Below are 26,696 nucleotides of genomic sequence, written 5' to 3'. Positions count from 1 at the left end.
GGACTCGCACAAATATCAAGGACAATTTCATAGCGATGCACCTGATAAACTGGGCAGCTTATAAACAAACCCAATATTTTTATATTCTAGCAATTTTTAAGTTCGTAGTAAGGACTTTAGTCCTTCTTCATTCACAAAGAGAGGACTAAAGTCCTCACTACAAACAGGCGACCGGAAATCACCCTAAAGATAGAGATTTTGCGTCCCCAACAGAAGGTGCAAACCTCGAATAATTAAAAGCAGACAATAACGGATCTAATTTTTGCTCCAATATCAAATCAGCCAACAACTTAGCAGTCACCGGAGCCAACAAAATGCCATTGCGATAATGCCCAGTTGCCAATGTCAAATTATCCCAAGCAGAAGCGCCTAAAATCGGCAATTCGTCAGGAGTAGCAGGCCGAAATCCCCACCAAAACTCTAGAATCGGATAATTCTGCAATTCAGGATATAACTTAATCGCTCCTGCTAGCAAACTTTGCATTCCCGCAGGCGTATTTCCTGGGGTAAAATCCACATTTTCGCTAGTTGCGCCAATAATAATTCTACCATCTTGACGCGGCACAATATAAATGCCAGTTCCGAATAAAACTGTTTGCAGCGGCTGCCTAACTGCACAATCTTCTGGTACGCAGACTGAGAGCATTTGCCCCTTTCTGGGAAACACTGGAATATTCAATAACTTCTCACACCAAGGCCCGGCAGCCAAAACATAACAATCTGCTTGCAATTTTCCTGCCGTTGTTTCAACCCCAAAAACTCGGTTTCCCTGCCGAATAATTTCCTTGGCTGTGTCTTGAACAATCTCAATCTGCAATTCTTTAGTTGCGGCTTGAAGCGTCCGAAATAAAGCGCGGTTGTCAACTTGAGCGTCGTCTGGATACCACCAACCGCCGATTACTTCTTCACCCAATCCAAACTGCTGCTGGCGAACAGCATCTCTGTCCAACCATTGACAATTAAGGTTTGACAAAAGCGGCTGTTGTTGAGGCTCATTTTGACAAACAGGTGCGAGAATTCCCGATCGCCAATATCCCGTTTTCAACCCCGCAATCTCTTCCAGCCGTTCCACCCAGGAAGCATACATTGAGCGACTTTGCAAGCACAAATCCAGCATCGGACTCGGGGGAATTCGTTCGGCTTGGGGCGCGAGCATTCCGGCCGCGGCCCGGGCCGTCGGTTGTTGAGAATCGGCACTCAGAACGGCGACAGAAGCCCCTCGCAACTTCAGTTCAACTGCTAGGGAAAGGCCGATAATTCCGCCACCAATAATCAGAATATCTTGAGATGAATTCATTGACTTTTCTATGGACTGTCTGGCTCGTTTTACCTCAAAGCCTTCTTGAGGGTAAGGTGCTGGTATGGATTGGTTTCAACAATCGCTTAAAATCCTTTTTATCTCTCGTTTATAACCGAGGCCCGATCCCCCTAAATCCCCCTTAAGAAGGGGGACTTTGAGTGCTTCTGGTTCCCCCTTGATTAAGAGGGACTTTGATACTCTTGTTCCCCCTTGATTAAGAGGGACTTTGATACTCTTGTCCCCCCCTTAAGAAGGGGGGCTAGGGGGGATCGAAAGCTTAATCGTCAGCCAGCAGACTCATACTATGCAACGATACGGGGAACTCAAGATACTCTTGTCCCCCCCTTCTTAAGGGGAGTAGGGGTCGAGTAGGGGGCAAGCTAAGGGGGGATCGAAGGCCTAATCGTCAGACAACAGACTCATGCTACATTTGACGTATTTGTTAACACTAACGGCTGGTGTTCGCACCTTATATTGAGAATTTTTGGGCAAGTCTTACATATTATCTTGCAAGGCGATCGTGCGATCGATCTTCCTGCACAAAAAATCTCCGCCTATGGTTTCCAGACAGTCTCCGAGCCCTGGCCCCAAAAACCGTCATATTTTGTCACCTTAATATCGCCCAAAACCTTAGTCTGGCAGGACAAACGGCGGTTTGATGCGGGAGAATGGGGAGGAATCGAAAGTCGCGCTTTTTCACGCCACTCGGACTCGGAAACTTCGCCCTCGACGGTGACGGCGCAGGTGCCGCAAGTCCCCAAACCGTGACAGTTGATTACTTGGGCGTTGCCGTTGTAGAGATCGATGCCGTTTTTGAGCAAGACTTCACGGAGATTCGATCCGCGATCGCACTCAAATGTTTTTCCTTGCGCTTGTACCTTAACCACAGTAAATTACCCCGATTAGATTTATGTTAATTTTCCTATATATTATCGCATTAATTTCCCATAAATTCCTCTAACATGGTAAGTCATATATTACCAATTTCTCGATCGCAAAATCCCATGACAAATCGGCTCTGGATCTACGATACCACGCTGCGAGACGGCGCTCAGTGCGAGGGACTCTGCTTATCTCTCGAAGACAAAGTGCGAATTGCTCGACAGTTAGACAGTTTAGGAATTCCGTTTATTGAAGGTGGCTGGCCGGGAGCAAATCCTAAAGACGTACAATTTTTTTGGCGGCTCAAAGAACAGCCATTAATTCAAGCAGAAGTTGTCGCTTTTTGTTCGACCAGACGACCGGGAAAAACGGCAGCTAATGATGAAATGTTGCAGCCTATCTTGTCTGCGGGGACTCGCTGGGTAACGCTGTTTGGCAAGTCGTGGGATTTGCACGTAATTGAAAGTTTGAAGACGACGCTAGAAGAAAATCTGGCGATGATTCGAGATACAATTGAATATTTGCGGAGTCAGGGAAGGCGCGTTATTTACGATGCGGAACACTGGTTTGATGGCTACAAGCACAATCCCGATTATGCAATTAAAACTTTAGCAGCGGCGGCGGATGCCGGTGCAGAATGGCTGGTACTTTGCGATACTAACGGCGGCACTTTGCCTCACGAAGTCAGTCAAGTTGTTCGCGATGTTTTAGCAGCTTTGGGAACAGAGCGCGCCCAATCCTTACAGTTAGGAATTCACACTCACAACGACTCTGGAGTTGCCGTTGCTAATGCTTTGGCTGGTGTGCGGGAAGGCGTGACGATGGTACAGGGAACTATTAACGGTTATGGCGAACGCTGCGGTAATGCTAATTTGTGTTCCTTGATTCCTAATTTTCAGCTCAAGTTGGGTTATGATTGCATTCAAGATGAGCAATTAGCGAAATTAACTCAAGTCAGTAGATCTGTCAGCGAAATTGTTAACCTTGCTCCCGACGATCACGCTCCTTTTGTCGGTCTTTCGGCTTTTGCTCATAAGGGCGGAATTCATGTATCGGCGGTTGAGAAAAATCCGTTAACTTACGAACATTTGGAACCGCAAAAAATCGGCAATATCCGGCGAATTGTGATTTCGGATCAATCGGGTTTGAGTAATGTTTTGGCGAAGGCTAAGACTTTTGGTATTGAACTCGATCGCAAAAATCCTGCTTGCCGCCAAATTCTGCAAAAATTGAAAGATTTGGAAAGTCAGGGATATCAATTTGAGGGCGCTGAGGCGTCTTTTGAATTGTTGATGCGGGAGGCTTTGTCGCAGCGACAGCGCTGGTTTGAAATTACGGGATTTCAAGTCCACTGCGATAAGGTTGGCGAAGATTGTACGGCTTTGGCAACTGTGAAATTGTCAGTCAACGGTACAATTATTCTGGAATGCGCGGAAGGAAACGGCCCGGTTTCGGCTTTGGATGCGGCTTTGCGGAAAGCTTTGGTGAATTTTTATCCGGCGATAGCGCATTTTTACTTAACAGATTACAAGGTGCGAATTCTGGATTCTGGTGCGGGTACTTCTGCTAAAACTCGCGTGTTGGTTGAGTTTAGTAACGGCCACGATCGTTGGACGACGGTTGGGGTTTCTGGTAATATTTTGGATGCTTCTTGTCAGGCTGTTGTTGAGGGTTTGGAGTACGGTTTGGTGCTGGAAAATCAGGAGGCGATTCCGCTTGTTTGTCGGGTTCATTAATTGAGAAGACGGGCGGTGAGATAAAATACCCGGCGGTTGGAAACCGCGTCGATACAAACAAAACCCGGATGGTGCGCGGGTTGAAGATAAAAATACCGGGCGGTTGGAAACCGCGTCGATACAAACAAAACCCGGATGGTGCGCGGGTTGAAGATGAAGAGTCTGCGGTTAAAATTACCTTATTCTCTTCAGTCCGCGGAGGCGGACTTCGTTTGTGTCGGCGCGGTTTCTAACCGCCGTCTTATCTTATTCAACTTCGTTTGTGTCGGCGCGGTTTCTAACCGCCGTCTTATCTTATCTACAAGTTTTTAAGGTTCCAAAAACTCTAAGTGATCTCCGGGAATCGATCGCAATTTTGCAGCAGATCCTTGCAGTTTCAACCGACCACGTTCTAACATGATAATCCAATCGGCGCGATCGATCACTCGCGGCCTGTGACTGATAAAAATCGTAGTTTTCCCCTGCCGGTACATCAACAAATTCTCCAACACTTCTGCTTCGCTGGCGGGGTCTAGCCCTGCGGTAGATTCGTCTAAAATCAATACGGGCGGGTTGTTGAGAATGGCGCGGGCGATCGCCAATCTCTGTCTTTGTCCCCCAGAAATATTCGCCCCAAACTCTCCTAAAACAGTTTGATACTTATCAGGTAATTGGCTGATAAATTCATCCGCCCCGGCAATTTTGCAAGCTTTCACAATCTGTTCAAAAGTAACATCGGGACTCCCCAATTGAAAATTATCGAGAATCGAACGGCTCCAGAAATGAGCTTCTTGGGGAACAAGAACCACCTGCTGTCTGAGACAATCGAGAGACAAATCCTGCAAATTGTAACCGCCAATTCTCACATTACCAGATTGCAGCGGATACAAACCAGCAATTATCTTAGCTAGCGTACTTTTGCCGCAACCAGAATAACCGATTAAAGCAATTGCGTGACCGCCCGGAAACGTCACAGAAAAATTTTCCAGCAAGTCAAGTCTGCCTGGGTAGTGAAAATTCACACTCTTGCAAACAATTTCGTCGCGGTCTTGAAGCGTTACCACAGGTTTATTAATATCGCTTTTACTTTCTGGCTCAGCATCTATGACTTCGGAAAGCCGTTGAGTTGCTGTCTGAACGCGAGCCATTTCATCAGTACATTCGACTAAGGAAGTAACCCAAGTAGTAACGTTTTGATTCATGCTAATAAATGCTAGCAACTGACCGATACTCAATGCCTTGTCAATTACCAAAGTGCTGCCCAACCACAACAGGGTAATGCTACCCGCTGAAGCAACAAAGCCAGAAAAAATGTTGTTGAGAATGCCGATTTGTGTAGTGCGAAAAGTCAGACTCGCTAAGCGACCGAAGCGACCTTGAAATTCTTCCCAAAGTTGCTGGGCGCTGCTAGTCGTTTTGACTGTCAGCGCGCCTTTAAAGGTTTCTACTAAAACGCCTTGAGTTTCTGCTTCCAGTACAAATAAATTCCGCGTTTTTTGCTGCAATACGGGCAGAAAAACTATTGTAGAGGCAGTCATGAACACAGCGATGACTGTAGCTGCCAGCGTCAGTTCTTTGCTGTAAAATAACATGAAAATAAAAGAAACTACAGCTATAAAAAATTGACTTGGTAAGCTGATCGCAAATTGAGAAACTAATTTATTGATTTCTTGGATGTCTTGTAATCTACTGACGATTTCGCCGCTGCGTCTGGTTTCGTAAAAGCTTAAAGGCAATCGCAGGAATTTGCGCCCGAATTCCATGACCAATCCCAACTCTAAACGCTGGGAAAATTGAGCAATTAAGTTGGACTGTACCAATCCTAAACTGCTGCTAAATAGGTTCATAACTATAACTGCGATCGCCACACTTGCCAAAAGTTGCGTGTCGCCCCGCACCAAAATGTCATCGGTGAGCAGTTGTACGAGAAAAGGTGAAGCAATCGACAGCAAACCCAACACCACATTCATCAACAGTGCTTCCATTAAAAGCTGGCGGTAAATCCAAACCCGGCGCATCCATTTTTGCAAGGAATTGGCGGGCGGTTGGCCGTCTGCTTCTGCAAAAAATCGATCGGGATCTGGGTCTACTAGCAAGCACAGCCAATCTGTCCAACCTGCTGCTAATTCTTCTTTGGAAATATAGCGCATACCGACAGCCGGATCGCCGATCGCATATTTGTCGCCCTGCTTTCCGTACAAAACCACCCAGTGGTACCCGCTCCAGTGAATAATTGCGGGTAAAGGTGCTTCATCAATTTTGTCTAAAATAGCAGCCGCTGCTCGCACGGATCGAGCGTTAAAGCCCACCGCCTCAGCACCTTGTTTCAAGCCCAGCAGAGTCGTCCCTTTTTGACCTGTACCCGCAGACTCTCGCAAACGGCTAATAGTAAAATTTTGTCCGTAAAATTTCGCGATCGAAGCCAAACAAGCCGCCCCGCAGTCTTCCTCGCTCTGCTGGAGTACAACCTGATATTTCTTAAACCTGTTGACTTGTCCGAATAAGGGCATTTTGCCGATAAAAGGGATGTTCTTTAACATTTTGCAAAATGAATAATGGTAGAGCATACAGAAGATTACTCATCACCGACTACCCAATCAGCAAAAAGCACCCATAAAGTTATGGGTGCTTTCTCGATTCCACAGTTATAGAGCTGAATTGACAGCACTAAACTTTACCAGTAGCCGTAGCGAACTACTCTTCTGTATGAACCGTCGCAATTGCGGCGGTACACGACCCAACGGCGCCGACGGCGACAGTTGTCGCCACCATAATAGCGATCGGCATAGTAGTAACCGCCGTTGACGCTAGCTGATTCTTCAGGGGTGAGTTCAGCAAACAATGAGTTATCTTTTGTTTCTTGCATGATGATTTGACTCCATTTAAATTGATGAGATTGAACGAAAACTAGAAATTTTATCTAATTTCGATAGCCTCGTGTAATTACTGACTAATACTTCTCAATGCCTCTGAGTTCATCCGGAATACCACTGAGAAGTTTTGAGAATTCACCCGATCGCACTACCTGACTCACCTATCTAGACTATTAGGGTTTTGTAATCAGGGCGATCGCGGCATTCACAGCACTAAACTTTACCAGTAGCCGTAGCGAACGACTCTTCTGAAGGAACCGTCGCAATTGCGGCGATACACGACCCAACGGCGCCGGCGGCGATAGTTGTCGCCACGCTCGGAATAAGAGTAGCAACCGCCGTTAACGCTAGCTGATTCTTCAGGGGTGAGTTCAGCAAATAGTGAATTTTCCTTTGTTTCTTGCATGATGATTTGACTCCATTTAAGTTGATGATATTGAACGAAAACTAGAAACTTTATATAATTTCGATAGCCTCGTATGATTACTAACTAATACTTCTCCATGCCTCTGCGATCGCCCGGAATATTACTGAGAAACTTTTAAGATTTATCCGATCGCACTACTTGACTTAGCTATCTAGACTACAAGGGTTTTGTAAGGGCGATCGCGAATCGGATCGTAAAGGAAAAGCTGGCTCGGCTGTGGCACGAAAAACAGCGTATTGATGCCATTGCTGCTGTTCTTGGTATCGCTGTTACTGTTATCACTGCTGAAACCGCTGGTAGTGCTGCCACCGTTGACCATTTCTGATTCTCGATCGGTTAGTTCGCTAAAAAGTGAATTTTGTTGATTGTCCGGCATAAGGAACTCCTATTAAGACATATATAGTTACTTACGTACACGTCGCAGAAAAACCGGGTAACAGCGCCAAAAATCATGGCGGAAACGCTCTATTTTTCTGACTGTTGCCCGCTGGCTGCACGATTCTTGATGTTTGAGAAAATTTCCGGGTGGCGAAGGCAAAGCTGTGCGGATTTTGACCTTAACCCTGTGAATTTTGATTGAGACTTCTAAACTTATGCTTGGTGTCCGGAAAGCTCGAAAATAAATGCGATCGAAGAAATAGGCGATCGATCTCTCCTTCTTCCAACTCATACCGTTTGAGGTTTGAGAATGACTTATTTAATAAGGCTTTGGAGTTGGCAGCGAGTTGCATTCTTTTTTGGAACTGGCATTAAAACTCACAACGATTCTCTTTCCCCGAATTCAAAACTTAAAATTCAAAACAATTCCCCTCACCCCCAACAGCCGCCATGCCTCGCACTACCGAACCCATGCCCGCAGAAACCTTTGATAACGACCAGTTTTTGCCCCCTGTCAGCCGCTGGACGACTTTGGGGGGAATTTTGATGGTGGCCACGTTTGGTGGGGCGATCGCCCTTGCCAGCGTCACCAAATACAGTGCTACAGTCAAAGCAGACGCGATCGTCCGTCCAGCAGGAGAAGTGCGCGTCGTGCAAGCAGCAACCGAAGGAAGCGTCGAAAGCATTGCTGTCACCGAAAATCAGACAGTAAAAGCCGGAGATGCGATCGCAGTTGTAGACGCTTCGCGTTTGGGCGCTCAAAAAAAGCAGTTCCAAGACATAATCAATCAGTCTCAAACAGCAGCAGGGCAAATCAACCAACAACTGCGGGACTTAGAAAATCAAATTTTAGCCAGCGGCCAATTTCAAACCATCCAAACACAAAATTCTGCCGCCCAGGAAGTAGTCGAGTCCGCTCTTGTCAAAATCGCCACATCGCAGCCCGATGTCGCCGAGAGACTCGGCAGAAGTCGGCGGGTTTTGCTTGTCAAGCGATCGTCCATTCAACAACAATTAATTCAAGCTAAAAAAGAACTCAATCAAATTGAGTCAAAACTCGAAAATAGCGTTATCCGCGCCCCCGCTGATGGTACAATTCTCAGATTGGAAGTACAAAACACCGGTCAAACCGTACAAGCCGGTACTGCGATCGCCCAAATCGTCCCCAGCGACGTACCCTTAGTAGTCAAAGCCAAAGTCACCTCCCAAGACATCGCCCGCATCCAAATCGGCCAATCCGTACAGATCAGGATTTCCGCCTTACCCTTCCCAGATTACGGGACACTCAAAGGAACAGTCAGCGCGATCGCCCCAGATGCGATCGCCCCTCAAAATCCCGGTAACAATTTAGGTACAGCATATTACGAAGTAGCAATTAAACCCCAACAAACCTATTTAACAAAACTCAACTCCACCAGCGGTCAATTCTTAGGAAACTCCCAGGCAAATGTCCCCCGCCAGTATTCAATTCAAGCGGGAATGGAGGGCAGAGCCGATATTATTACCGGCCAAGAAACCGTCCTCACATTTGTGTTGCGAAAAGCAAGGTTGCTGACAGATTGGTAATTGCTTTCAAGCTAAGGACACGCCAATGCCTTTCGTCGTGTCAACTTAAGTCTTAAACCTTAGAAATTTCGCTTTCACCCGAGGCCAGATCCCCCTAAATCCCCCTTAAAAAGGGGAGTAGGGGTTGACTTCGATCGCTTCTTGTCCCCCCCTTAAGAAGGGGGGCTAGGGGGGATCTAACCTTAATCGTCAGCCAGTAGATCTGTAATACATAAGACCTAAAATTGACACTAACGAACAATGCCGTCTCCCGAAAGATGTCTGAAAAGTGGAACGGGCTTTGAGCAGCGTTGCTGACAATGGTGCAAAATGTAAATTTTAACCAAAAGTATCTTAAATCTAAATAACGTGTCAATATAGAAATGAGACTTCAATTCTATTCTTTCCTCATGGGCAAACAGCGCGTTCTTTCAGGAGTTCAGCCAACAGGCAATCTACACCTCGGTAACTATCTCGGAGCCATTCGCAACTGGGTAGAAGGTCAAAGCCAGTACGAAAACTACTTTTGCGTAGTAGATTTGCACGCAATTACCGCACCGCACAATCCAGCAACCCTAGCCTCCGACACTTACACCATCGCCGCCCTCTATTTAGCTTGCGGCATCGATTTAGAATATTCTACTATTTTCGTCCAATCCCACGTCTCGGCGCACACAGAACTAGCATGGCTGCTCAACTGCATTACGCCGATTAACTGGCTCCAAGATATGATTCAATTTAAAGAAAAAGCAGTTAAACAAGGCGAAAATGTCAACGCAGGCTTGCTAAACTATCCCGTGTTGATGGCAGCAGACATCTTGCTTTACGATGCCGACAAAGTGCCAGTAGGAGAAGACCAAAAACAGCATTTGGAACTCACCCGCGATATCGTCATCAGATTAAATCACCAATTTGGCACACCAGAAAAACCAGTTTTGAAACTACCCGAACCCTTAATTCGCACAGACGGCGCGAGGGTGATGAGTTTGACTGACGGCACGCGCAAAATGTCAAAATCCGACCCTTCCGAACAAAGTCGAATTAACTTATTAGATTCGCCAGATACGATCGCCAAAAAAATCAAGCGCTGCAAAACAGATGCCGTGCGGGGCTTAACTTTCGACGACCCCGATCGCCCCGAAGCGAGAAATTTGCTAACACTTTACCTCCTGCTTTCCGGCAAATCCAAGGAAGAAGTCGCAGCCGAATGTGAAAACATGGGTTGGGGAGATTTCAAACCATTGTTGACAGAGACGACAATTAATGCCCTCAAACCAATTCAGGATAAATACAAAGAAATAATGGACGAACCGGGATATCTAGAATCTGTACTCCGTGAAGGAAGAGAACAAGCAGAAACTATTGCCAACCAAACTTTGAATAAGGTTAAAACTGCTTTTGGTTATTCTCTACCTAATTAGTCATCAGTCATTAGTCATCAGTCATTAGTCATTAGTCATGTTTTGCTGTCCCCGCAATCGAACGCTATTAGTCATTAGTTATTCAGAGCTGATTCATTCTCTCAAAGCCCCAGTGCGACAGTCCGACAGTCCTAAGCGAGGTTGAAACCCCTGTCTCCAAGCTAAAATCCTCTTGCATAGAACTATAAATGACTCTTTCAGTCGTCTTCAGACGACTTGCTGCTCTGAGACAGGGACTTTAGTCCCTGGCGGACTGTCGGGAGAATGAAACAGCCCTGATTAGTTATTAGTTATTGATTATTGCGAGATATTCAAAAATAACAACTGTCAACTGTCAACTGTCAACTGTCAACTGTCAACTAACTATGAACCGTTTTCGTACAGCCTGCACCACCCCCGGAGAATTTATAATTACCGCAGAAGTAGCCCCGCCAAAAGGCGGCGACATGACTCATACAATCGCAATGGCTGAACTTCTAAAAAACAGAGTTCACGCCATCAACATCACAGACGGAAGCCGCGCAGTGCTGCGAATGTGTCCCCTAGCCGTTTCCGCAATTCTATTGCAGCGGGGAATTGAGCCGATTTGTCAAGTTGCTTGTCGCGATCGCAATCAAATAGGCCTGCAAGCCGATCTCATGGGAGCCCACGCCTTAGGCATCCATAATATCTTGGCACTCACCGGCGATCCAGTCAAAGCCGGCGACCATCCCAAAGCCAAAAGTGTATTCGATTTAGAATCAGTCCGCCTGCTGCAAGTAATTCAAAAAATGAACGGCGGCTTTGACTGGAACGACAAAGCTTTAACAGACGGAGTTACCGATTTATTTGTCGGTGCCGCTGTCGATCCGCAATGCCCCAGTTGGTCGGGTTTACAAAGCCGATTTGAGAAAAAACTAGAAGCTGGAGCCCAGTTTTTTCAGAGCCAATTAATTACAGATTTTGACGTTTTAGATAAGTTTATGCAGCAAATTGCTGCTGGCTGCAACAAACCAATTTTAGCAGGAATCTTTTTGTTTAAATCAGCTAAAAATGCTGAATTTATTAAAAAATACGTACCGGGAGTTCACATACCGCAAGAAACGATCGATCGTTTGGCAAAATCTCCGGAACCCTTGCAGGAAGGCATCAGAATTGCAGCCGAACAAGTCAAGCTAGCGCGACATTTATGTCAAGGAGTTCACATGATGGCTGTCAAGCGAGAAGATTTGATTCCGCAAATATTGGATTTGGCGGGCATCGAGCCGCTGAGTTAACATTGAGCAAGCAAGCGGAAAAAACAATATACCGTAGGGGCGGGTTTTACCAACCATCCCTGTCTAAAATGAATAAGATAATAAACCCGCCCTCCCCCGCTAGCATTTTGAAATAAACAGGACAGTCATGGTTCAAGCTATAGACAATCCAACGTCATCTCCCACAGCCGAGCAGCATTTTATTGTACGCGGCTTAACATGGCATCAATTCAAGGTTATTCAAGCTAGCTTTGAGAAAGTGCCGAATGTACGCTTATTTTACTGTGATGGAGTGTTAGAAATTGTGGGCATTAGTCAACCTCATGAGGAAACAAGATGTCTGATAGCAGCGCTACTGATAAATTATTTTCAATTCAGAAGAATACAATTTTTTCCCAGCGGTGCTTACAGCCAGATTGTTGAGGGTCAAGTCGAGTATCAGGCAGATTTATCTTATTGTATCGGGAATAGAAAAGATGTTCCCGATCTGTGTATTGAGGTGGTTGTTACTAGCGGTAGTCCGATTAAACTTCAGAAATATCGGGTGATGGGTGTCCCGGAAGTTTGGTTTTGGGAAGACGGCACGCTAGAACTTTACCATTTGCGAGAACAGGGTTACGAGCGAATTACTAACAGCGAATTGCTGCCTGAGTTAGACTTATCTTTGCTCAAACGCTGCATTTTGTTTGTTTCGCCTTTGGATGCGCTTGACGAGTTTTCAAGAGGTATGGGCGATCGCGAAACTTGACAAATTTTGGATTTGGCGGGAATCGAGCCGCTGAGCTAAAATTGAATTACTGCTAACATATTGAAATAAACAGGACAGTCATGGTTCAAACTATAGACAATCCCACAGTTTCTCCCGCCGCCGAGCAGCATTTCACTTGGCGCGGCTTAACATGGCATCAATTCAAAGCAATTCAAGCTAGCTTTGAGAATGTGCCGGGAGTGCGGTTATTTTATTGTCAAGGAGTGTTAGAGATTGTCGGTATTAATAAACCTCATGAAGCATTTAAATCGATAATTGGCGTATTGCTTGCGATCTACTTTGAAGTTACGGAAATTGAGTTTTTCCCCAGCGGTGCTTACAGCCAGATTGGTGAAGGTCAAGTCGAGTATCAGGCAGATTTGTCTTATTGTTTCGGGACAGATAAGGATGTTCCTGACTTGTGCGTTGAGGTAGTTATTACTAGCGGCAGTCCGATTAAACTTCAGAAATATCGGGTGATGGGTGTGCCGGAAGTTTGGTTTTGGGAAGACGGAACGCTAGAGCTTTACCATTTGCGAGAGCAGGGTTATGAGCGAATTACAAACAGCGAATTGCTGTCTGAGTTAGACTTATCTGTGTGGAAGCGCTGCATTTTGTTGGCTTCGCCCCCGGCAGCACTACAAGAGTTTCGTAGAGGGATTAGTAGCAATGACTGATTCAGATTTACTCGATCGCAATAATAGCAAAATAGTAGAATCCCGAATTTCAGAAGTTACTGTGTACACCGATCGCGCCCTGATCACCCGCCGCGGCACAGTAGCCCTGACGGGAAACGAGCGCGAATTGACTGTAGCCTCTCTCCCCACAACCCTCGAAACCGAGTCAGTCAGGGCTACCGGTGCGGGTACCGTCGCCGTGCGATTGCTGGGAGTGCACACCGAAACCGTGTTTCACAGCGAACCTGCGGGCGATCGCACCGCCGAATTAACCCAACAAATCCAAGAGTTAGAAACCCAAAAACGCGGAATTGACGAGCAAATCGCCTCCCGAAGAATTCAACTCAACTTTGTCGAGAATTTGAGCGAAAAAAGCGTAGGTTCCTTTGCTAGCAGCATTTCCAAGCAGCAGATCGGTTTGAATGAAGCCGGCGAATTGCTCAATTTTTTAGGCAGTAATTATAAAAAGTACATAAGTGCGATCGCCCAACACGAAAGACAGCAGCGCGAATTAAACAAGCAAATAGAAGCATTGCGCCAGCAGTTGCGCCAAGTACAAACTCCCCATTCCCAGCAAACTTTTAACATCATTGTGGCGATCGAACCCAGCGGAAGCGGCAATTTTGAACTAGAAATTTCCTATGTAGTAATGCGAGCTAGCTGGACTCCCCTGTACGACTTGCGAGTCAACACAACCAACAATCAAATCAATCTCAATTACCTAGCCGAAGTCAACCAAAACACCGGCGAAGATTGGAGGGGAGTAGCGCTGACTTTATCCACAGCCAAACCCGGAATGGGAACTTTGCCGCCAAAACTCCAACCCTGGTTTATCGACATTGTTCGCCCACAATCTGCTCAACCCGCAGAACTTATGAGAAAACAGTACCGACAGACTGCGAAAGCAGAAATGGAAACATATGGGGGATTTGAGATGGAAAATGAGCCACAATTTGCAATCATAGCTATGCGTAGTGCTGCTCCCGAACCCGAACCCATAGTAGCTCAAACCGCCACAGCAACAGTATCCAGAGAAGGTAGCACCGTCTCATTTCAAGTAGGAGGAAATACCAATATTCCCAGCGACGGCACGCCGCACAAAGTCACTATTTTCAGTGAGAATTATCCCTCAAAACCTGAATATATCGCCATTCCGCGTTTAGTCAGTTTCGCCTATTTACAAGCAATAATTACCAATCCGACGACAGGTGCAACTCTGCTGCCCGGGAAAGCAAATATCTTTCGCGACAACACTTTTGTCGGTACTTTACAGTTAGACAATATTTCCCCAGGCGAAGAATTCCAACTTAATTTAGGAATAGATGAAGGATTAAAAATAGAGCGGGAATTAGTGGAAAGACAAGTCGATAAAAAACTGATCGGCAACCAGCGGCGCACGACTTACGCCTATCGGTTAATTTTGACAAACTTGCAGCAAGTGCCTGCTAAGTTGACACTAAAAGAGCAACTGCCAGTCCCTCGCAAAGAACAAATAAAAGTGCGTTTAACTCAGACTAATCCAAAGATAGTAGCAGGTGAAATGGGACTGCTAGAATGGATAATATCTCTGCCACCGCAAGCCAAGCAAGAGTTATATTACCAGTTTGTTGTCGAACATTCTCCCGAGTTAACAGTCATTGGTTTAGATATTTAAATATAATTTACGCTATACAAGCTGTAGCGCCAGCTACAGCTTATATCAATTCTGAAAAATATTGCTAAATATCAGTTGGGATAAGATCGTGTGCGATCGATTGACAACACTAAGATTCGTTTGTAGTGCGGACTTCAGTCCGCATCCTCACCCAAAGAGCGGACTGAAGTCCGCACTACAAACCGTTTTTGTCATTGTAATCGACCGGACATAGTACAATTCTTTTTAATAAAAAAAATTATAAAATTGAGAATTGTAGCAACACTTTGGCAAACTGATATTAGTTGTAAGTCCTTACTTAACATTTAATTGGTAATGGGAATCTCCAGGATAAATTCTGCTCCTTGTACGCAATTAGAGTTACAATATAATACCATTTTAATAAAAGATTGCTACACAATAAATGTTGTGTTTGTTTACACTGACTCTGTTGAGCGGGTGCGGATCTGTTAAATTGTCGATATTTTTTAGGGATTGCTGATGGTTCCACACCTTACAACTACGGCTTTGGATTAATTTGACAAATTGGTATTACTTTAAGTTCTGTTGAACGGAGAAACCTGGTTTTTCACCGGCAGTCAGCATCGCAGGATTTACGTTCTTTAAGTGCGATAGACTTGCAGCAAGTCCCGCTAAACTTGTGACAAAAAGAGTCACAAGTTTAGATATTTAATAATAATTGCGATCGCATTTTGCTACACAATTAAATTGTCTATCACTTATTGAAATTCGCCGTTCCATCTCGGGACAGGGCAATCGCATTTGTTTACAGACGATCGCATAAAATATATGTGTAGCACTATTTTTCAGGATTGGTATTGGTTAATGAGCAAGCAGCTAATTTTTTCTCAGTACACAACTGCTGAAACAATAAATCTGCGATAGATTCATAGGCTGGGGCTGTGGGGTGTACGCCATCCCGAAAATAACTTTCTACCGTGGTTTTCGGCAATTTTGACCAGGCTGCATGAGTGTCTGTGACTGGAATTTTCAAAGCTTTTAGCCGATCGACAAACTCAGATTTAAACCTCGGCTGATTCGGTACTGGCAGTAAATCCGAGCGATCGCAAGTATACAACACAAACAATGGAATATTGCGAGCTCGCACCAAAGCCACTATTTCCTCAAATCGCTGCATATTTTCCCTAAACCGTTGCGCTTCCGGCACAGGCACACCCGCCCCAGGGGAATTCGGCACAAAAACACTCGAAAATCGGGGCACAACGTATCTATCAAACACTTCTTGCATTGCCAATAACGGTTTGCGATTCGGCATCAGGGGATTATTTTTGATCCCGGCGCTGGTACTTGAAGGTTGCAGCAAATCGTGAGTACCAATTTGCAAAATCACAGCATCGCTTTCAAAAGTGCCAAACTTGCGAATATATCCCAATTGATTGCCAATTCCCCAAGATCCCGCAGAAGCATTTAGCACCTGAACCTGCTTTTTGATGCCCAACAAACGCGCTGCCAACAATTCTGTAATAGTTTCTGCCTGATCCGTGCTATTATTGCCATTGAGAACCGAGTCTCCTGTCATCAAAATTCTGATAGTACCTTCAGGCTTGGCTGAATCGATTTGTTCAGACCGTTGAGAAAATTGATTGTACTGAAGTCTATTGCCAAAACGATATACAAGTTGATTTGGTGCAAATATATACCCAACCTCAGCATCAGCTTGCAGCAAAGCAGGATTTCCGAATCCCAGCAAGCGCAACGCAAGTTCGATCGCGCTCAAAGATGCGATCGCACAACCGGGCATCCAATACCTAGCTTTCACAAACCTACCTGTAATTGGTAAACTGCAAAGCCATCGGATAATCTTCTTGCTTCAAGCGTTGAATTACCAACTGCAAATCATCCTTATCCTTGGCAGAAACGCGGACTGCATCACCTTGAATCGAGCCTTGAATTTTTTTAAATTCATCTCGAATTAATTTAGTGATTTTTTTGGCAATTTCCTGATCAATCCCTTTTTTGAGTTTGATTTCTTGGCGTACTCTAGTACCACTAGCAGCTTCAATTTTGCCGTAATCAAAAATTTTCAGAGATAAATTCCGCTTAGCGGCTTTTGTTTGCAAAACAGTGTGAATGGCATCGAGAGTAAATTCGCTGTCCGTATTGACAGTAATCGATTCTGCGCCCAATTCCACGGTGGTTTTGGTATCTTTCAAGTCGTAGCGGCTTTGAATTTCCCGCACTGTTTGGTCAACGGCGTTAACTAATTCTTGCCTGTCGAACTCGCTGACAATATCAAATGAATAATTAGCAGCCATAAATTAGTAATTGGTAAATTGGTAATTGGCCCGCGCAGGTCATTGGCCCGCGCAGGGCATTGGGGAATGGGGAATGGGGAATGGGGAATGGGGAATGGGTGGTTGGTAGTTAGTAGTTCGTAGTTGGTAATTAGTCATTAATTAAGCGTCTCTCAACTAATGACAACTAACAACTAACAACTAACAACTAACAACTAACAACTGACAACTGACAACTGACAATTACCCATTAACAGCCATCAAACTGAAATAGAATAAAGAGAAAGTGCAAGTAGAACTAATCGCAAACATGAGCGATCGCCCCAGAGGCACATTCAGAATATAGAAAACCGAAAACAACAATCGGGCTACAGGAAAAGCGATTCCAGCCCAGCCCGCCGCCTCCGAATCTATTCCTGTCACAAAAGCCATCAAAGCCGCCGCTGAAAACAGCATAAACGTCTCAAACGAATTTTGGTGAGCCCAAGTTGCCCGCTGAGCGTAACCGGGCAACCTATCAAACATAGCGCGAGGTGCTGCTTGGTCATAGCCTAGCTGCAACCGAGCAAGGGCAACCACCAAAAACGGTGCGTAAACCAGCGCAGCAGCAGCAGCAACAGAATCAAGCAGAATAACCGACACAGGCAATCCCAACAGCATTATCCACCTCGCATTTCAATCAAAATAGAACAGAGTAACAACTTTGCGCTGTTCCTCCGCATCCTGGCAAGTTTTCAGCAAAGTGTGGCTTTCGTGAAAAGCAAAACAGATCAGTTGCTGACAGCGAGAAATAATCTCCTGATTGCACATGGCGCTGGCTTCCGGGAGAGACAAGCTGTCATTTTTGGGATTTTCTACCAAATGTATGACTTGTTCGAGCTGCTCGCGGGACTCCCGAGGCTGGCGGCTCATGCTTTGCGGCAAAATCACCGTCAGCAGATTAGGATCTGCTCGCATTGCCCCCCGAATTGCGGCTGAATTGGTGCCTGTAGCCCCCGATGTGATGAGCTGGTTGCCTCCCAGAACTAAGGCGTAGCTCAGCATCTCAATTAGCTGCTGGTGGGTAATAGGAACGTGGCGAGAACCCAAAAGAGCAACCCGCTTGGAGCTTGTTTGCTGGATCGCCGCAAGTTCTTGTAAAAAATCATCAACTCTGGGTAGCTCAATTGATTGACTCAAAGAATTTATTAAATTAAATAAAACTACGTTGTGGATTCTAGCAGACTAACTAGCAATTGCCACCAAAAAGAAGTTAAGAATTGCTGATTAACGGTATCTGACTAGAGGAGCGGGAGATTTGAGGAACCCAGAAGGCAGAATGTCTAAAAGCATTCGGCAGCCAGAGCAGAAGGTACGATTCAATAAAAATTGAGGATTTAAGAATTTTGAGTTTTTATTTTTTAAACCAAAAATCCTCTCTGCCTTCTTGCCTCTGCCGAATATGTTGTTCGCCCAGTTCCCGCTGCCGAATACCTTCAGATCCGGTGGCCTTGTTAATGAACTCGATCGCCCAAACCCAATGATGCCATCATGGCCTTAAGGTCAAAGTGTTCTGCCATTAGCTGAGTAACGCATTCCACCTTGATGCGTTCGTGCAGGCGGACATTGCCAAAGGTGCTGTCGATAATTTCCACCGTGGTTAAGGTATCCAAATCAACAGATAAAACTGGAATTTCCATTTCTTCTGCTCTGCCGATTACCAAGGGAGAAGGAGGCAAGTGGCCTGTGAGAATTAAGCACTGAGTCGAGCTTTCCAGAGCCGCGAGCTGAATGTCCGTGCGATCGCCCCCGGTGACTACCGCCATATTTCTGGCTTTGCGGAAATACTTCATAGCTGAGCTAACATTCATCGCACCAATTGTCAAGGTTTCCACCATCAAATCCAAGCGGTCTCGACGGCAGAGAACATCAGCTTTCAATTGGTGGACTAATTCTTTGACGCTGACACTCCGCAGCAAAGCGCTTCTCGGCAGCATTCCCAAAACTGGAATACCGCTAGCTTCCAGAAAAGGGCGCACAGTCGCAGTTACGGATTCAAGTTTGTCGGAGGGAACATCGTTGAGCACGACGCCTATCAAGCGCGAGCCCAAGCGCCGCTTCGCTGACAGCAAATCGTCTATATAAAGATCGATCGGGCGCACTACCAGCAGCACAGAGGCATCAATGGCATCAGCGATTTGAGACAAAGACAAGTCAAACAGACTGCCTTCCTCCAAATTAGCAGGGCCTTCTAACAGCACCAAGTCTCCGCTGGGATTTTGCAAATATTGCGCCAGAGACTGGCGGTAATCTGTCTTGTCTTCTTGGCGCAAACGCTTGTGAACCGTCTCTTCGTCCAAATACAGCAGTGTTGACGGCATCTGACTTTCTGAGAGTTTAAGCGTCTCTACCGCGAACCGCACATCTTCCTCCGCCACTCCAGCTCCCTCCGAGCTGAAACAGGTTCCCAGCGGTTTGCCGTAGGCGATTGCCATTCCTTGTTCCCGGAGTGCCAGCGCCATCCCCAGGGCGATCGCGGACTTGCCGCTGTAAGCTTTTGTCGAACCGATCAGCAAATATTTAGTCAATTTGGGTACGCCTTCTCTCCTCAATTTGGACCTGTCTATTTAAATAAATTTAGTTTATTCAACAGTATTTCAGCATTGCGAGTCAATTTCGCAATATGATTATACTCGATTTTGTCACTTTTGCGCCGATCGATTTTTTAAGGGGAACTTTTATTCATTTGTTCGCCACCCTTTAGTTAGCTTTTTTTTGACATCTTTATTTTCATATTTTTTTTGCGGCTTTAGGTTTTTATTAACTATCAAACAACTGTTTAAGAATAATCTTATCAATCTTTAATTGATATAAATGCCGCTTTTTAAAGACCTATGCAACGTAGTTAGATCCAGATGCCTTTCAATATAGTAAAGCAATTTTTGCACTCTTTTCTAATGACGCAACAACTCAGTTATAGCGGTTCTCAATTTCCGTGAGGCACGCGGGTTCCTTAGAAATGAGAATTAAATAACTTACAATTTGATGTTTCTTGTGGGATGGGCGTCTCGCCCCTCCTTTCTGGACGGGCGAGACGCCCATCCCACATACTTGTGTAAATTATTTAATTTGCGCTCCTTAATTATATGGCTTAAACACAAACATCAAGAAACTGGATTTTTCACAAAATATGAGGTTTTCTGGCTAGAATTTTCGTGAAAAAACCCGGTTTCTGTCAACCCCTACGTCCAGGAATAAATTACCAATCACGAAAAATTTATTTGACAGTTGACCCCTTGACAGTTGACGAAAGGAGTGCCAACTCTACCTGAAAGTCTGAGGATTGGAGTAATAAATCATCTTCTTTTTATTTCTCAAGGGCGATCGGGCTTGGGGCTTTAAACCAATTCTTTTTGGTAACTCCTCAAAATAGAAATAGCGCACCAATAATATAATCTCGCCTTCTCGATGGCATTACATTATTAGCGCGCATTTTTGGGCCGCAATCAATTACAAACTTTTGAGATGGCGGGTGCGGTCAAATTTACTCATCCATACGCATCAGCTTGCGGTAAAACGTTTTAGAAAAATCGACGGTACGAGTCCGCTGAAAAGTCAGGAGTACCTCAATTAAGCAACTGACAAACTCAGAGCTTTGCAGAGTCACTTCGTAGCTGAGTTCAGCATTACCGTCAAACAACACCCGACAGCGGGTCAAATCCATCGGCAGCGACGAGATATTCCAACTAGCGACAAAGGGTACGTCTTCGCCTCCGTCAATTTTTCTTGCCCCCTCCAAGCTTTTGAGCTTGTAGAGACCAATAGCGTGCGGCAAAAACTTGCGCCGGGGCTCTTGATAGAAAGGCGCGTAGACTTTCACTTCTTTGTCGTCGGCTGGTTTCAGTTGAGGAAGAGACATATTTCCGCATCCTGACAGTGGGTTGAGATCATCTGCAAAAACTAGCAGATATTCCTGGTCGATCGCAAGCAAAACTCACTCTATTTTGGATTTTGGATTTTAGATTTTAGATTTACAAGGGCAGATGAATCTGCTGAAGTGGCGAATTTGAACAAAAGTCTAAAATTTGGGGTGGCGAAGGACTTAAGTCGCGGGCTGGTATCCGTTTTTTTTGGGGGGTCATCCCAAAGACTCTATACAATGCCAGTTTACCTTTGCCGTACCAGCATAGATCCCTCCTGCGGTGCGCGATCCCACCGGCTTTCGAGAAAAGCTCAGAACCTGATACAGTAAATACTTATCTCTAAAAATCAAAAACTATTGGTGGTTGAATCAAGTAACCTATGCAGGAGAGTTCTTGGCCAGAAAACGACAGCAGCGAGCTTAAGTTGGACATCCCAGATCTAGCTCAAGAAGAGCTCAAGAGTTTGACCTCGAACTCCAAGCTCGGCAAAATATTTGCCATACCAGACATTGGCGACAGGGTGTTTGACGCGGAAACTTCATCAAAGCTCCCGGTGGCGGTGTCTGTGCCGGGATCTCCTTCTTTTCCTCAAAATCTGTACCGGGGAAGGCGGGGAAAAGCGGCCGCGCTGCTGACTGCGATTTGGGGCGGCACGATCGCCCTGCACTTGATTTCTTGGGGTGCGTGGGTAGTGTGGGGGTTGACGGGACTGCTGTGGATGCAAGCATTTCGAGTGTTGTTTGCGACTCCCAAGCCCGCAGGGCCGCCTCTTGCCGATGAAAATCGAGAGGATTGGCCCTACGTGTCGCTGCTGGTGGCGGCGAAAAATGAGGAAGCGGTGATTGCCCGATTCGTACAATCCATCTGCAATGTAGATTACCCGATCGACCGCTACGAAGTTTGGGCGATCGACGATCGCAGCAGCGACGGCACGGCGCTAGTATTGGAGGCCCTAACCAAACAGTACCCGCAGCTCAAAGTATTTAGCAGAGGAGTAAATGCCAGCGGTGGCAAGTCGGGAGCCCTGAATGAAGTTTTGCCGCTGACTCGCGGGGAATTTGTGGGAATATTTGACGCCGACGCGACGGTAACGCCAGATTTGCTGCGCCGGGTGCTGCCGGTGTTCGAGAGAGAAAAGGTAGGGGCGGTGCAAGTCAGAAAAGCGATCGCTAACGCAGCGGTAAATGTGTGGACTCGCGGCCAAGAAGCAGAAATGGCTCTCGATAGTTTTTTCCAACAGCAGCGGATTGCGATCGGCGGCATTGGAGAATTGCGCGGTAACGGCCAATTCATGCGGCGCACCGCCTTAGAAAGCTGCGGCGGCTGGAACGAGGAAACCATTACCGACGACTTGGATTTGACCGTGAGGCTGCACCTAGACCAGTGGGACATTGAATTTTTGGCTTTCCCAGCCGTGTCAGAAGAAGGAGTTACCAACGCGACGGCCCTGTGGCACCAGCGCAATCGGTGGGCAGAAGGCGGCTATCAGCGTTATCTTGACTACTGGCAGCTAATTTTACGCAATCGGATGGGAACTGGGAAAACTTGGGATTTATTTGGATTTTGGGTATCTCAATATTTCTTGCCGACAGTAGCGCTGCCGGACTTTTTGATGTCAATTGCGCTGCGCCGGATGCCGATCGCCAGTCCCATAACTGTGATGACTCTTACCTTGTCAGTGGTGGGAATGTTTGTCGGTTTGCGCCGCACTCGCAAAGAGACTAAATTTGACATTAAAAGAGTTTTTGTCACCTTGCTGCAAACGCTGCGGGGTACTGTGTATATGTTGCACTGGCTGCTGGTAGGGATTGTGACGGCTCGGATTTCGGTGCGTCCCAAGCGGCTGAAATGGGTTAAAACTGTCCATCAAGGCACTGCTAATTAGAAGTCATTAGTCATTAGTCATTAGTCATTAGTCATCAGTCATTAGTTATTGGGAAGGAGTCATTAGTTATTGGAAAAAAGTCATGAGTTATTGGGAAGGAGCCATGAGTTATTGGGAAAAAGTCATGAGTTATTAGTAAGGAGTCATGAGTTATCAGGAAAAAGGGATAAAATACACATGACCAGCTTAAAAGCAAGTCGTATTTGATGCTTAATTTACTGGAATCAATTGATAATTAGCTCCCAGAAATATCTGGAAACAGTATGGCCAAAACTCCTAAGATAAAAAAACTACTAACCATCTCCATACTGTGTCCCAGCCCGAGCCAACAGTCAAGTCTGGCAATTGTATATCGCCAAACACAAAGTACAAAATAGCTTAGGTAATAGGTGATATGCCAGCAATATCGAATAAGTCAGAAGGAATATAAAAGTTGAGAATTAAAAGATAAAAGCCATAATTTTTAAGTTTTAACTTGACAAAAAGCCAATTATTATTTATTAATTATGAATTGCAAAAAACGACGAATTGCTTGTTGCCAACTACCCGTCACCAATTATTAAGAATGGATTTGTTAGAGTACCAAGCCAAATCTTTATTTCGCCAGATGGCAATTCCGATTTTGCCGTCGCAGCGGATTGACAATCCCGCCGACCTCAAAGGGCTGAAAATTCCTTACCCAGTTGTACTTAAGTCGCAAGTGCGGGCTGGGGGACGGGGCCGGGCGGGCGGCATTAAATTTGTGGAAAATACGATCGATGCAGTTGCTGCGGCTCAAACAATTTTTAATTTGCCGATCGAAGATGAATATCCGCAAGTCCTGTTAGCAGAAGCAAAGTACAACGCCGATCGAGAATTGTACTTGGCGGTACTCCTAGACCCGATCGCCCGCCGCCCGGTACTTCTGGGATCCAGAGAAGGAGGTATGGATGTCGAAGGGTCGATCGAACAAATGCAGCAAGTTGCCGTAGATCAGGAATTTTCGCCTTTCTACGCGAGGCGTCTCATGCTGAAAATGGGATTGCAGGGAGATTTGATTCAATCGGTGAGTACCATTGTCGAAAAAATGTATCGGTTGTTTGTCCAAAAGGATTTAGATTTAGTAGAAATCAATCCTCTCGGGATCAGTCCAACAGGAGAGTTAATGGCTTTAGACGGTAAAGTCAGCGCCAACGACGATGCCTTGGGGCGGCATCCAGACTTGGCAGCACTCTCGGGTAAAACGCAAAGCAGCGGGATGGGAGGGGGCAGGAGAAATCCCTATGGGGGCGATCGCCCCAAATCCAACTCAAAGGCGCAGCAGTCGCCGGATCAGTTTGACTCCAAACCTCAATCCCCGAGCTCGAATTCCGAATCTCTCGAATTAGTGGAACTAGACGGGAATGTCGGGATTTTGTGCAACGGAGTGGGCCTGACAATGGCAACTCTGGATGCTGTAGCTCACCAACGAGGAAAACCGGCTAATTTTGTGAACCTGGGTTCTTTAGATCGTTACGATGCAGTAAATGCCCTGCGCGATCGCACGGAATTGGGTCTGGAGTTAGTCGCTCAGGATAAAAGCGTTAAGGTAATACTTGTAAATATTTTGGGCAGCGCTTCCAAGAGCGAGGAAATCATCACCGCCGTAGCGGGCTATTTGGAACGGAAAGCTCGCGCCAACCGGCACATTCAAGTTGTGCTGCGCCTGGTAGAGATCGATGCTGATGCTGTTAAAAAGCGTTTCGGACAGTTGCCGGTGCAGCTAGCTAGCACTTTAGATGAAGCTGCGGCTCAAGCTGTATCATCTGCCAAATAGCGACAGTCGATCGGCAAAACGAGAACTCTGGACAATATATGAAAGCCTTCTGCTTTTGAAAGATCGAGTGTTAACTAGGAAAAAATGAATTTAACTCCAGAAAGCAAAGTCCTAGTACAGGGCATTACAGAATCTCCAGCCTCAACCCGCGCCGCCCTGATGATGAAAGCATACGGCACTAATGTAGTCGCCGGTGTCAGTCCCGGTAGGGGAGGGCAGGAGTTGGAGGGAATTCCTATTTTTGATTTGGTAGAAGAAGCTGTGGTGGCAGTGGGTCACGTTGACACTGCGGTAATTTTGGTTGATGCTTACTTGGTGCTGGATGCGGCCCTAGAAGCGATCGCGGCAGGAATTCGGCAAATCGCGATCGTCACTCCAGGAGTGCCTCCTCTGGATATGGTGCGCTTAGTCCGAAAAGCAGAGGCTACGGAAACTTTAGTGATCGGGCCCAACAGTCCGGGGATTATTGTGCCCGATAAATTGCTGCTGGGAACTCACCCCAAGGAATTCTACACTCCAGGCTCGATCGGAGTAATCAGCCGCAGCAGCACTTTGACTTACGAAGTTGCTCTGGAACTGACTGAGGCGGGTTTGGGACAGTCGATGGCGGTTTGTATTGGCTGCGACGCGATTGTTGGTTCTTCTTTTATGCAGTGGCTGCAACTTTTGGACGAAGACGACAGTACGGAGGCGATGGTTTTGATCGGGGAAGTTGGCGGTTGGAGCGAACAAGCTGCTGCTTCTTACATCGCTTCGGCGATCGACAAACCGGTGGTTGCTTATTTGGCAGGCCGCTACGCTCCCAAAGGCCCATCATTGGGCCATGCCGGCATCCTGATCAGTTCTCGGGCTGCCGCCCAGAAAGCCTTTGGTGTCAAGGTAGAGAACAAAATGGCTGCCTTTGAAGAGGCCCAAATACCCGTAGCTGCTCGGCCTTCGGAGGTTCCTAAGTTGCTGAAAAAGTTGCTCGAGAAAAATTAATTGCTTCTTGGTTTGTAGTGAGGACTTTAGTCCGCAAAAAAGTCTGAGGACTTTAGTCCTCACTACAAACCTGTCCGCAAAAAAGTCAGTGTTTGTAGTGAGGACTAAAGTCCGCAAAAAAGTCTGAGGACTTTAGTCCTCACTACAAACCTGTTGATACCGTCGAACTTTCGGTACTATTTTGTCTGAGTTGTACCCCTTGTCTCGCCCTTGGAATCTTGTAGCAGGGTGCCCATATTTCCAGCCAAACTCTGAATTTTCCCAACAGTCGCAGCAACGCTGGCAATATCTACGTAAACCTCGGGCAGAGGATACTTTTTCAAAATTTCCAGCAGCGATACCTTACCGTCGTCGCCGGCTGCCAGAATCACCGCCGCCCGCAGGGCTTTGCCACCTTCTGTGCGGCGTTGAGTCCGAATTGCTTGACCGATTTCGTCAGTAATTTTTTCGCCTGGGGTGCTGTAAACTATCCGGGCGAGATTAGCTGGCTTTAAACCGATTTGTAAACCGATCAACCCCTGCAATATTTTTGGGTCCATTTTGGAGAACCCGATAATTTGTTGGAGGGTTGGTGTCGTCGTGCCGTCTTTAGCAAAGTCTTCTAAATCGCTGATATTGACGGCTTGTCTGATCGGGCCAAAGGTGAGTACAACTTTTTCCGCAGCGAAGGCTCTGCTGCTAGATAATATGCTCGCGCTTGCTCCTACAAATAGGGCAATGCCGATCGATACCAATTTTGTTAACTTCATATTGAGTTTCTGCGATCGATTTGAGCGATCGATTAAAATTATTTTTTCGCGATTTGTACATTATAGATGCAGCAGTTATATTCTACAAGGTCGCGAGCGTAATTTCTGCCCGCCTCGCACCCAGCATCTTGACCCAGATTTTTTCGCGTTCTGGACTTCAAGAATAAGTAACCACACCTACATAATTTTTTTCTTATATAGCAACATTCTTGGCTTTTCAGACATAAATAACCTCATGAATAGAACCAGAAACCCTGTCCCCTAAACGGTTTGA

Annotated in this window: 24 protein-coding genes; 10 read left to right on the top strand and 14 right to left on the bottom strand. The window is 46.0% G+C overall.

The window, feature by feature from the left end; genetic code table 11:
- Positions 1 to 178: 178 nt before the first annotated feature.
- Positions 179 to 1,297 carry a glycine oxidase ThiO gene (gene thiO, locus JGK39_RS00620; RefSeq protein ID WP_293250041.1) on the bottom strand — a complete coding sequence of 373 codons (1,119 nt, stop codon included), beginning with the start codon at positions 1,295 to 1,297 and terminating at the stop codon, positions 179 to 181.
- Between the two features lie 557 nt (positions 1,298 to 1,854).
- Positions 1,855 to 2,187, bottom strand: coding sequence for a 2Fe-2S iron-sulfur cluster-binding protein (locus JGK39_RS00615; RefSeq protein WP_293250030.1), 333 nt, complete (start codon positions 2,185 to 2,187; stop codon positions 1,855 to 1,857).
- 117 nt (positions 2,188 to 2,304) lie between these two features.
- On the opposite strand from JGK39_RS00615, the gene cimA reads away from it, so the two are divergent.
- On the top strand, positions 2,305 to 3,918 hold the full coding sequence (cimA, locus tag JGK39_RS00610) for a citramalate synthase (protein ID WP_293250016.1): 1,614 nt from the start codon (positions 2,305 to 2,307) through the stop codon (positions 3,916 to 3,918).
- Positions 3,919 to 4,226: 308 nt separating this feature from the next.
- On the opposite strand, the gene JGK39_RS00605 is transcribed toward cimA, so the two are convergent.
- The 5 genes from JGK39_RS00605 to JGK39_RS00585 form a co-directional block, all read right to left on the bottom strand.
- A complete protein-coding gene (locus tag JGK39_RS00605) occupies positions 4,227 to 6,437 on the bottom strand; it encodes a peptidase domain-containing ABC transporter (protein ID WP_293249999.1) in 2,211 nt (736 codons plus the stop codon).
- A gap of 134 nt (positions 6,438 to 6,571) precedes the next feature.
- Positions 6,572 to 6,763 (bottom strand): hypothetical protein, encoded by a 192-nt coding sequence (locus JGK39_RS00600; protein ID WP_293249982.1) that lies wholly within the window; start codon positions 6,761 to 6,763, stop codon positions 6,572 to 6,574.
- A gap of 227 nt (positions 6,764 to 6,990) precedes the next feature.
- Positions 6,991 to 7,176: a hypothetical protein gene (locus JGK39_RS00595; protein WP_293249979.1), complete on the bottom strand. Its 186-nt coding sequence runs from the start codon at positions 7,174 to 7,176 to the stop codon at positions 6,991 to 6,993.
- Between the two features lie 172 nt (positions 7,177 to 7,348).
- Positions 7,349 to 7,573: a secretion protein HlyD gene (locus tag JGK39_RS00590; RefSeq protein WP_293249976.1), complete on the bottom strand. Its 225-nt coding sequence runs from the start codon at positions 7,571 to 7,573 to the stop codon at positions 7,349 to 7,351.
- 27 nt (positions 7,574 to 7,600) lie between these two features.
- On the bottom strand, positions 7,601 to 7,867 hold the full coding sequence (locus JGK39_RS00585) for a hypothetical protein (protein ID WP_293249973.1): 267 nt from the start codon (positions 7,865 to 7,867) through the stop codon (positions 7,601 to 7,603).
- 158 nt (positions 7,868 to 8,025) lie between these two features.
- On the opposite strand from JGK39_RS00585, the gene JGK39_RS00580 reads away from it, so the two are divergent.
- The 6 genes from JGK39_RS00580 to JGK39_RS00555 all read left to right on the top strand — a co-directional run bounded on the left by JGK39_RS00580 (position 8,026) and on the right by JGK39_RS00555 (position 14,855).
- On the top strand, positions 8,026 to 9,141 hold the full coding sequence (locus tag JGK39_RS00580; RefSeq protein WP_293249969.1) for an HlyD family efflux transporter periplasmic adaptor subunit: 1,116 nt from the start codon (positions 8,026 to 8,028) through the stop codon (positions 9,139 to 9,141).
- A 389-nt stretch (positions 9,142 to 9,530) separates the two neighbouring features.
- Positions 9,531 to 10,541: a tryptophan--tRNA ligase gene (gene trpS, locus JGK39_RS00575; protein ID WP_293250249.1), complete on the top strand. Its 1,011-nt coding sequence runs from the start codon at positions 9,531 to 9,533 to the stop codon at positions 10,539 to 10,541.
- Positions 10,542 to 10,906: 365 nt separating this feature from the next.
- Positions 10,907 to 11,797, top strand: coding sequence for a methylenetetrahydrofolate reductase (locus tag JGK39_RS00570; RefSeq protein ID WP_293249966.1), 891 nt, complete (start codon positions 10,907 to 10,909; stop codon positions 11,795 to 11,797).
- Between the two features lie 127 nt (positions 11,798 to 11,924).
- Positions 11,925 to 12,524 (top strand): Uma2 family endonuclease, encoded by a 600-nt coding sequence (locus JGK39_RS00565; protein WP_293249963.1) that lies wholly within the window; start codon positions 11,925 to 11,927, stop codon positions 12,522 to 12,524.
- Between the two features lie 80 nt (positions 12,525 to 12,604).
- The gene (locus JGK39_RS00560; RefSeq protein WP_293249960.1) at positions 12,605 to 13,201 is read left to right on the top strand and encodes a Uma2 family endonuclease; all 597 of its coding nucleotides are present in this window, start codon (positions 12,605 to 12,607) and stop codon (positions 13,199 to 13,201) included.
- Complete coding sequence (locus JGK39_RS00555; RefSeq protein ID WP_293295425.1) at positions 13,194 to 14,855, top strand: mucoidy inhibitor MuiA family protein; 1,662 nt, start codon at positions 13,194 to 13,196, stop codon at positions 14,853 to 14,855. Before JGK39_RS00560 ends, JGK39_RS00555 begins: the two co-directional genes overlap by 8 nt.
- A gap of 799 nt (positions 14,856 to 15,654) precedes the next feature.
- On the opposite strand, the gene JGK39_RS00550 is transcribed toward JGK39_RS00555, so the two are convergent.
- From JGK39_RS00550 to ebsA, 6 genes are all read right to left on the bottom strand, one after another.
- Positions 15,655 to 16,635 carry an SGNH/GDSL hydrolase family protein gene (locus JGK39_RS00550; RefSeq protein ID WP_293295423.1) on the bottom strand — a complete coding sequence of 327 codons (981 nt, stop codon included), beginning with the start codon at positions 16,633 to 16,635 and terminating at the stop codon, positions 15,655 to 15,657.
- Between the two features lie 4 nt (positions 16,636 to 16,639).
- Entirely contained in the window at positions 16,640 to 17,131 is a 492-nt protein-coding gene (locus JGK39_RS00545; RefSeq protein ID WP_293184314.1) for a YajQ family cyclic di-GMP-binding protein, read from the bottom strand.
- A gap of 222 nt (positions 17,132 to 17,353) precedes the next feature.
- Positions 17,354 to 17,770, bottom strand: a complete 417-nt coding sequence (locus tag JGK39_RS00540) for an MAPEG family protein (RefSeq protein WP_293184317.1) — start codon at positions 17,768 to 17,770, stop codon at positions 17,354 to 17,356.
- Positions 17,771 to 17,785: 15 nt separating this feature from the next.
- Complete coding sequence (locus tag JGK39_RS00535) at positions 17,786 to 18,289, bottom strand: DNA recombination-mediator protein A (protein ID WP_293131869.1); 504 nt, start codon at positions 18,287 to 18,289, stop codon at positions 17,786 to 17,788.
- Between the two features lie 314 nt (positions 18,290 to 18,603).
- Positions 18,604 to 19,701, bottom strand: coding sequence for a phosphotransacetylase family protein (locus JGK39_RS00530; protein WP_293249951.1), 1,098 nt, complete (start codon positions 19,699 to 19,701; stop codon positions 18,604 to 18,606).
- Positions 19,702 to 20,633: 932 nt separating this feature from the next.
- A complete protein-coding gene (gene ebsA / locus JGK39_RS00525) occupies positions 20,634 to 21,008 on the bottom strand; it encodes a type IV pilus biogenesis protein EbsA (protein WP_293249948.1) in 375 nt (124 codons plus the stop codon).
- Between the two features lie 383 nt (positions 21,009 to 21,391).
- On the opposite strand from ebsA, the gene JGK39_RS00520 reads away from it, so the two are divergent.
- The 3 genes from JGK39_RS00520 (at position 21,392) to JGK39_RS00510 (ending at position 25,673) form a co-directional block, all read left to right on the top strand.
- Positions 21,392 to 22,897 (top strand): glycosyltransferase family 2 protein, encoded by a 1,506-nt coding sequence (locus JGK39_RS00520; RefSeq protein ID WP_293249945.1) that lies wholly within the window; start codon positions 21,392 to 21,394, stop codon positions 22,895 to 22,897.
- Positions 22,898 to 23,462: 565 nt separating this feature from the next.
- Positions 23,463 to 24,692 carry a succinate--CoA ligase subunit beta gene (locus tag JGK39_RS00515; protein ID WP_293249942.1) on the top strand — a complete coding sequence of 410 codons (1,230 nt, stop codon included), beginning with the start codon at positions 23,463 to 23,465 and terminating at the stop codon, positions 24,690 to 24,692.
- Positions 24,693 to 24,776: 84 nt separating this feature from the next.
- The gene (locus JGK39_RS00510; RefSeq protein ID WP_293249939.1) at positions 24,777 to 25,673 is read left to right on the top strand and encodes a CoA-binding protein; all 897 of its coding nucleotides are present in this window, start codon (positions 24,777 to 24,779) and stop codon (positions 25,671 to 25,673) included.
- A gap of 176 nt (positions 25,674 to 25,849) precedes the next feature.
- Here JGK39_RS00510 and JGK39_RS00505 read toward each other — a convergent pair whose 3' ends face one another.
- Positions 25,850 to 26,422, bottom strand: a complete 573-nt coding sequence (locus JGK39_RS00505; RefSeq protein WP_293262045.1) for an alpha/beta hydrolase — start codon at positions 26,420 to 26,422, stop codon at positions 25,850 to 25,852.
- Between the last annotated feature and the right edge of the window lie 274 nt (positions 26,423 to 26,696).

Source organism: Microcoleus sp. PH2017_12_PCY_D_A (assembly GCF_020738565.1).
In the GTDB taxonomy this organism is placed as follows: domain Bacteria; phylum Cyanobacteriota; class Cyanobacteriia; order Cyanobacteriales; family Microcoleaceae; genus Microcoleus.
The sequence above is the reverse complement of the archived record's forward strand: the minus strand, read 5'-3'. Positions and strand labels throughout refer to the sequence as shown.

Bases quoted from the DNA above. Each gene is read 5' to 3' on its own strand.
- thiO (WP_293250041.1), bottom strand. From the start codon at position 1,297: ATGAATTCATCTCAAGATATTCTGATTATTGGTGGCGGAATTATCGGC.
- cimA (WP_293250016.1), top strand. From the start codon at position 2,305: ATGACAAATCGGCTCTGGATCTACGATACCACGCTGCGAGACGGCGCT.
- JGK39_RS00605 (WP_293249999.1), bottom strand. From the start codon at position 6,437: ATGTTAAAGAACATCCCTTTTATCGGCAAAATGCCCTTATTCGGACAA.
- JGK39_RS00600 (WP_293249982.1), bottom strand. From the start codon at position 6,763: ATGCAAGAAACAAAAGATAACTCATTGTTTGCTGAACTCACCCCTGAA.
- JGK39_RS00595 (WP_293249979.1), bottom strand. From the start codon at position 7,176: ATGCAAGAAACAAAGGAAAATTCACTATTTGCTGAACTCACCCCTGAA.
- JGK39_RS00590 (WP_293249976.1), bottom strand. From the start codon at position 7,573: ATGCCGGACAATCAACAAAATTCACTTTTTAGCGAACTAACCGATCGA.
- JGK39_RS00585 (WP_293249973.1), bottom strand. From the start codon at position 7,867: ATGAGTTGGAAGAAGGAGAGATCGATCGCCTATTTCTTCGATCGCATT.
- JGK39_RS00580 (WP_293249969.1), top strand. From the start codon at position 8,026: ATGCCTCGCACTACCGAACCCATGCCCGCAGAAACCTTTGATAACGAC.
- trpS (WP_293250249.1), top strand. From the start codon at position 9,531: ATGGGCAAACAGCGCGTTCTTTCAGGAGTTCAGCCAACAGGCAATCTA.
- JGK39_RS00570 (WP_293249966.1), top strand. From the start codon at position 10,907: ATGAACCGTTTTCGTACAGCCTGCACCACCCCCGGAGAATTTATAATT.
- JGK39_RS00565 (WP_293249963.1), top strand. From the start codon at position 11,925: ATGGTTCAAGCTATAGACAATCCAACGTCATCTCCCACAGCCGAGCAG.
- JGK39_RS00560 (WP_293249960.1), top strand. From the start codon at position 12,605: ATGGTTCAAACTATAGACAATCCCACAGTTTCTCCCGCCGCCGAGCAG.
- JGK39_RS00555 (WP_293295425.1), top strand. From the start codon at position 13,194: ATGACTGATTCAGATTTACTCGATCGCAATAATAGCAAAATAGTAGAA.
- JGK39_RS00545 (WP_293184314.1), bottom strand. From the start codon at position 17,131: ATGGCTGCTAATTATTCATTTGATATTGTCAGCGAGTTCGACAGGCAA.
- JGK39_RS00540 (WP_293184317.1), bottom strand. From the start codon at position 17,770: ATGCTGTTGGGATTGCCTGTGTCGGTTATTCTGCTTGATTCTGTTGCT.
- ebsA (WP_293249948.1), bottom strand. From the start codon at position 21,008: ATGTCTCTTCCTCAACTGAAACCAGCCGACGACAAAGAAGTGAAAGTC.
- JGK39_RS00520 (WP_293249945.1), top strand. From the start codon at position 21,392: ATGCAGGAGAGTTCTTGGCCAGAAAACGACAGCAGCGAGCTTAAGTTG.
- JGK39_RS00515 (WP_293249942.1), top strand. From the start codon at position 23,463: ATGGATTTGTTAGAGTACCAAGCCAAATCTTTATTTCGCCAGATGGCA.
- JGK39_RS00510 (WP_293249939.1), top strand. From the start codon at position 24,777: ATGAATTTAACTCCAGAAAGCAAAGTCCTAGTACAGGGCATTACAGAA.
- JGK39_RS00505 (WP_293262045.1), bottom strand. From the start codon at position 26,422: ATGAAGTTAACAAAATTGGTATCGATCGGCATTGCCCTATTTGTAGGA.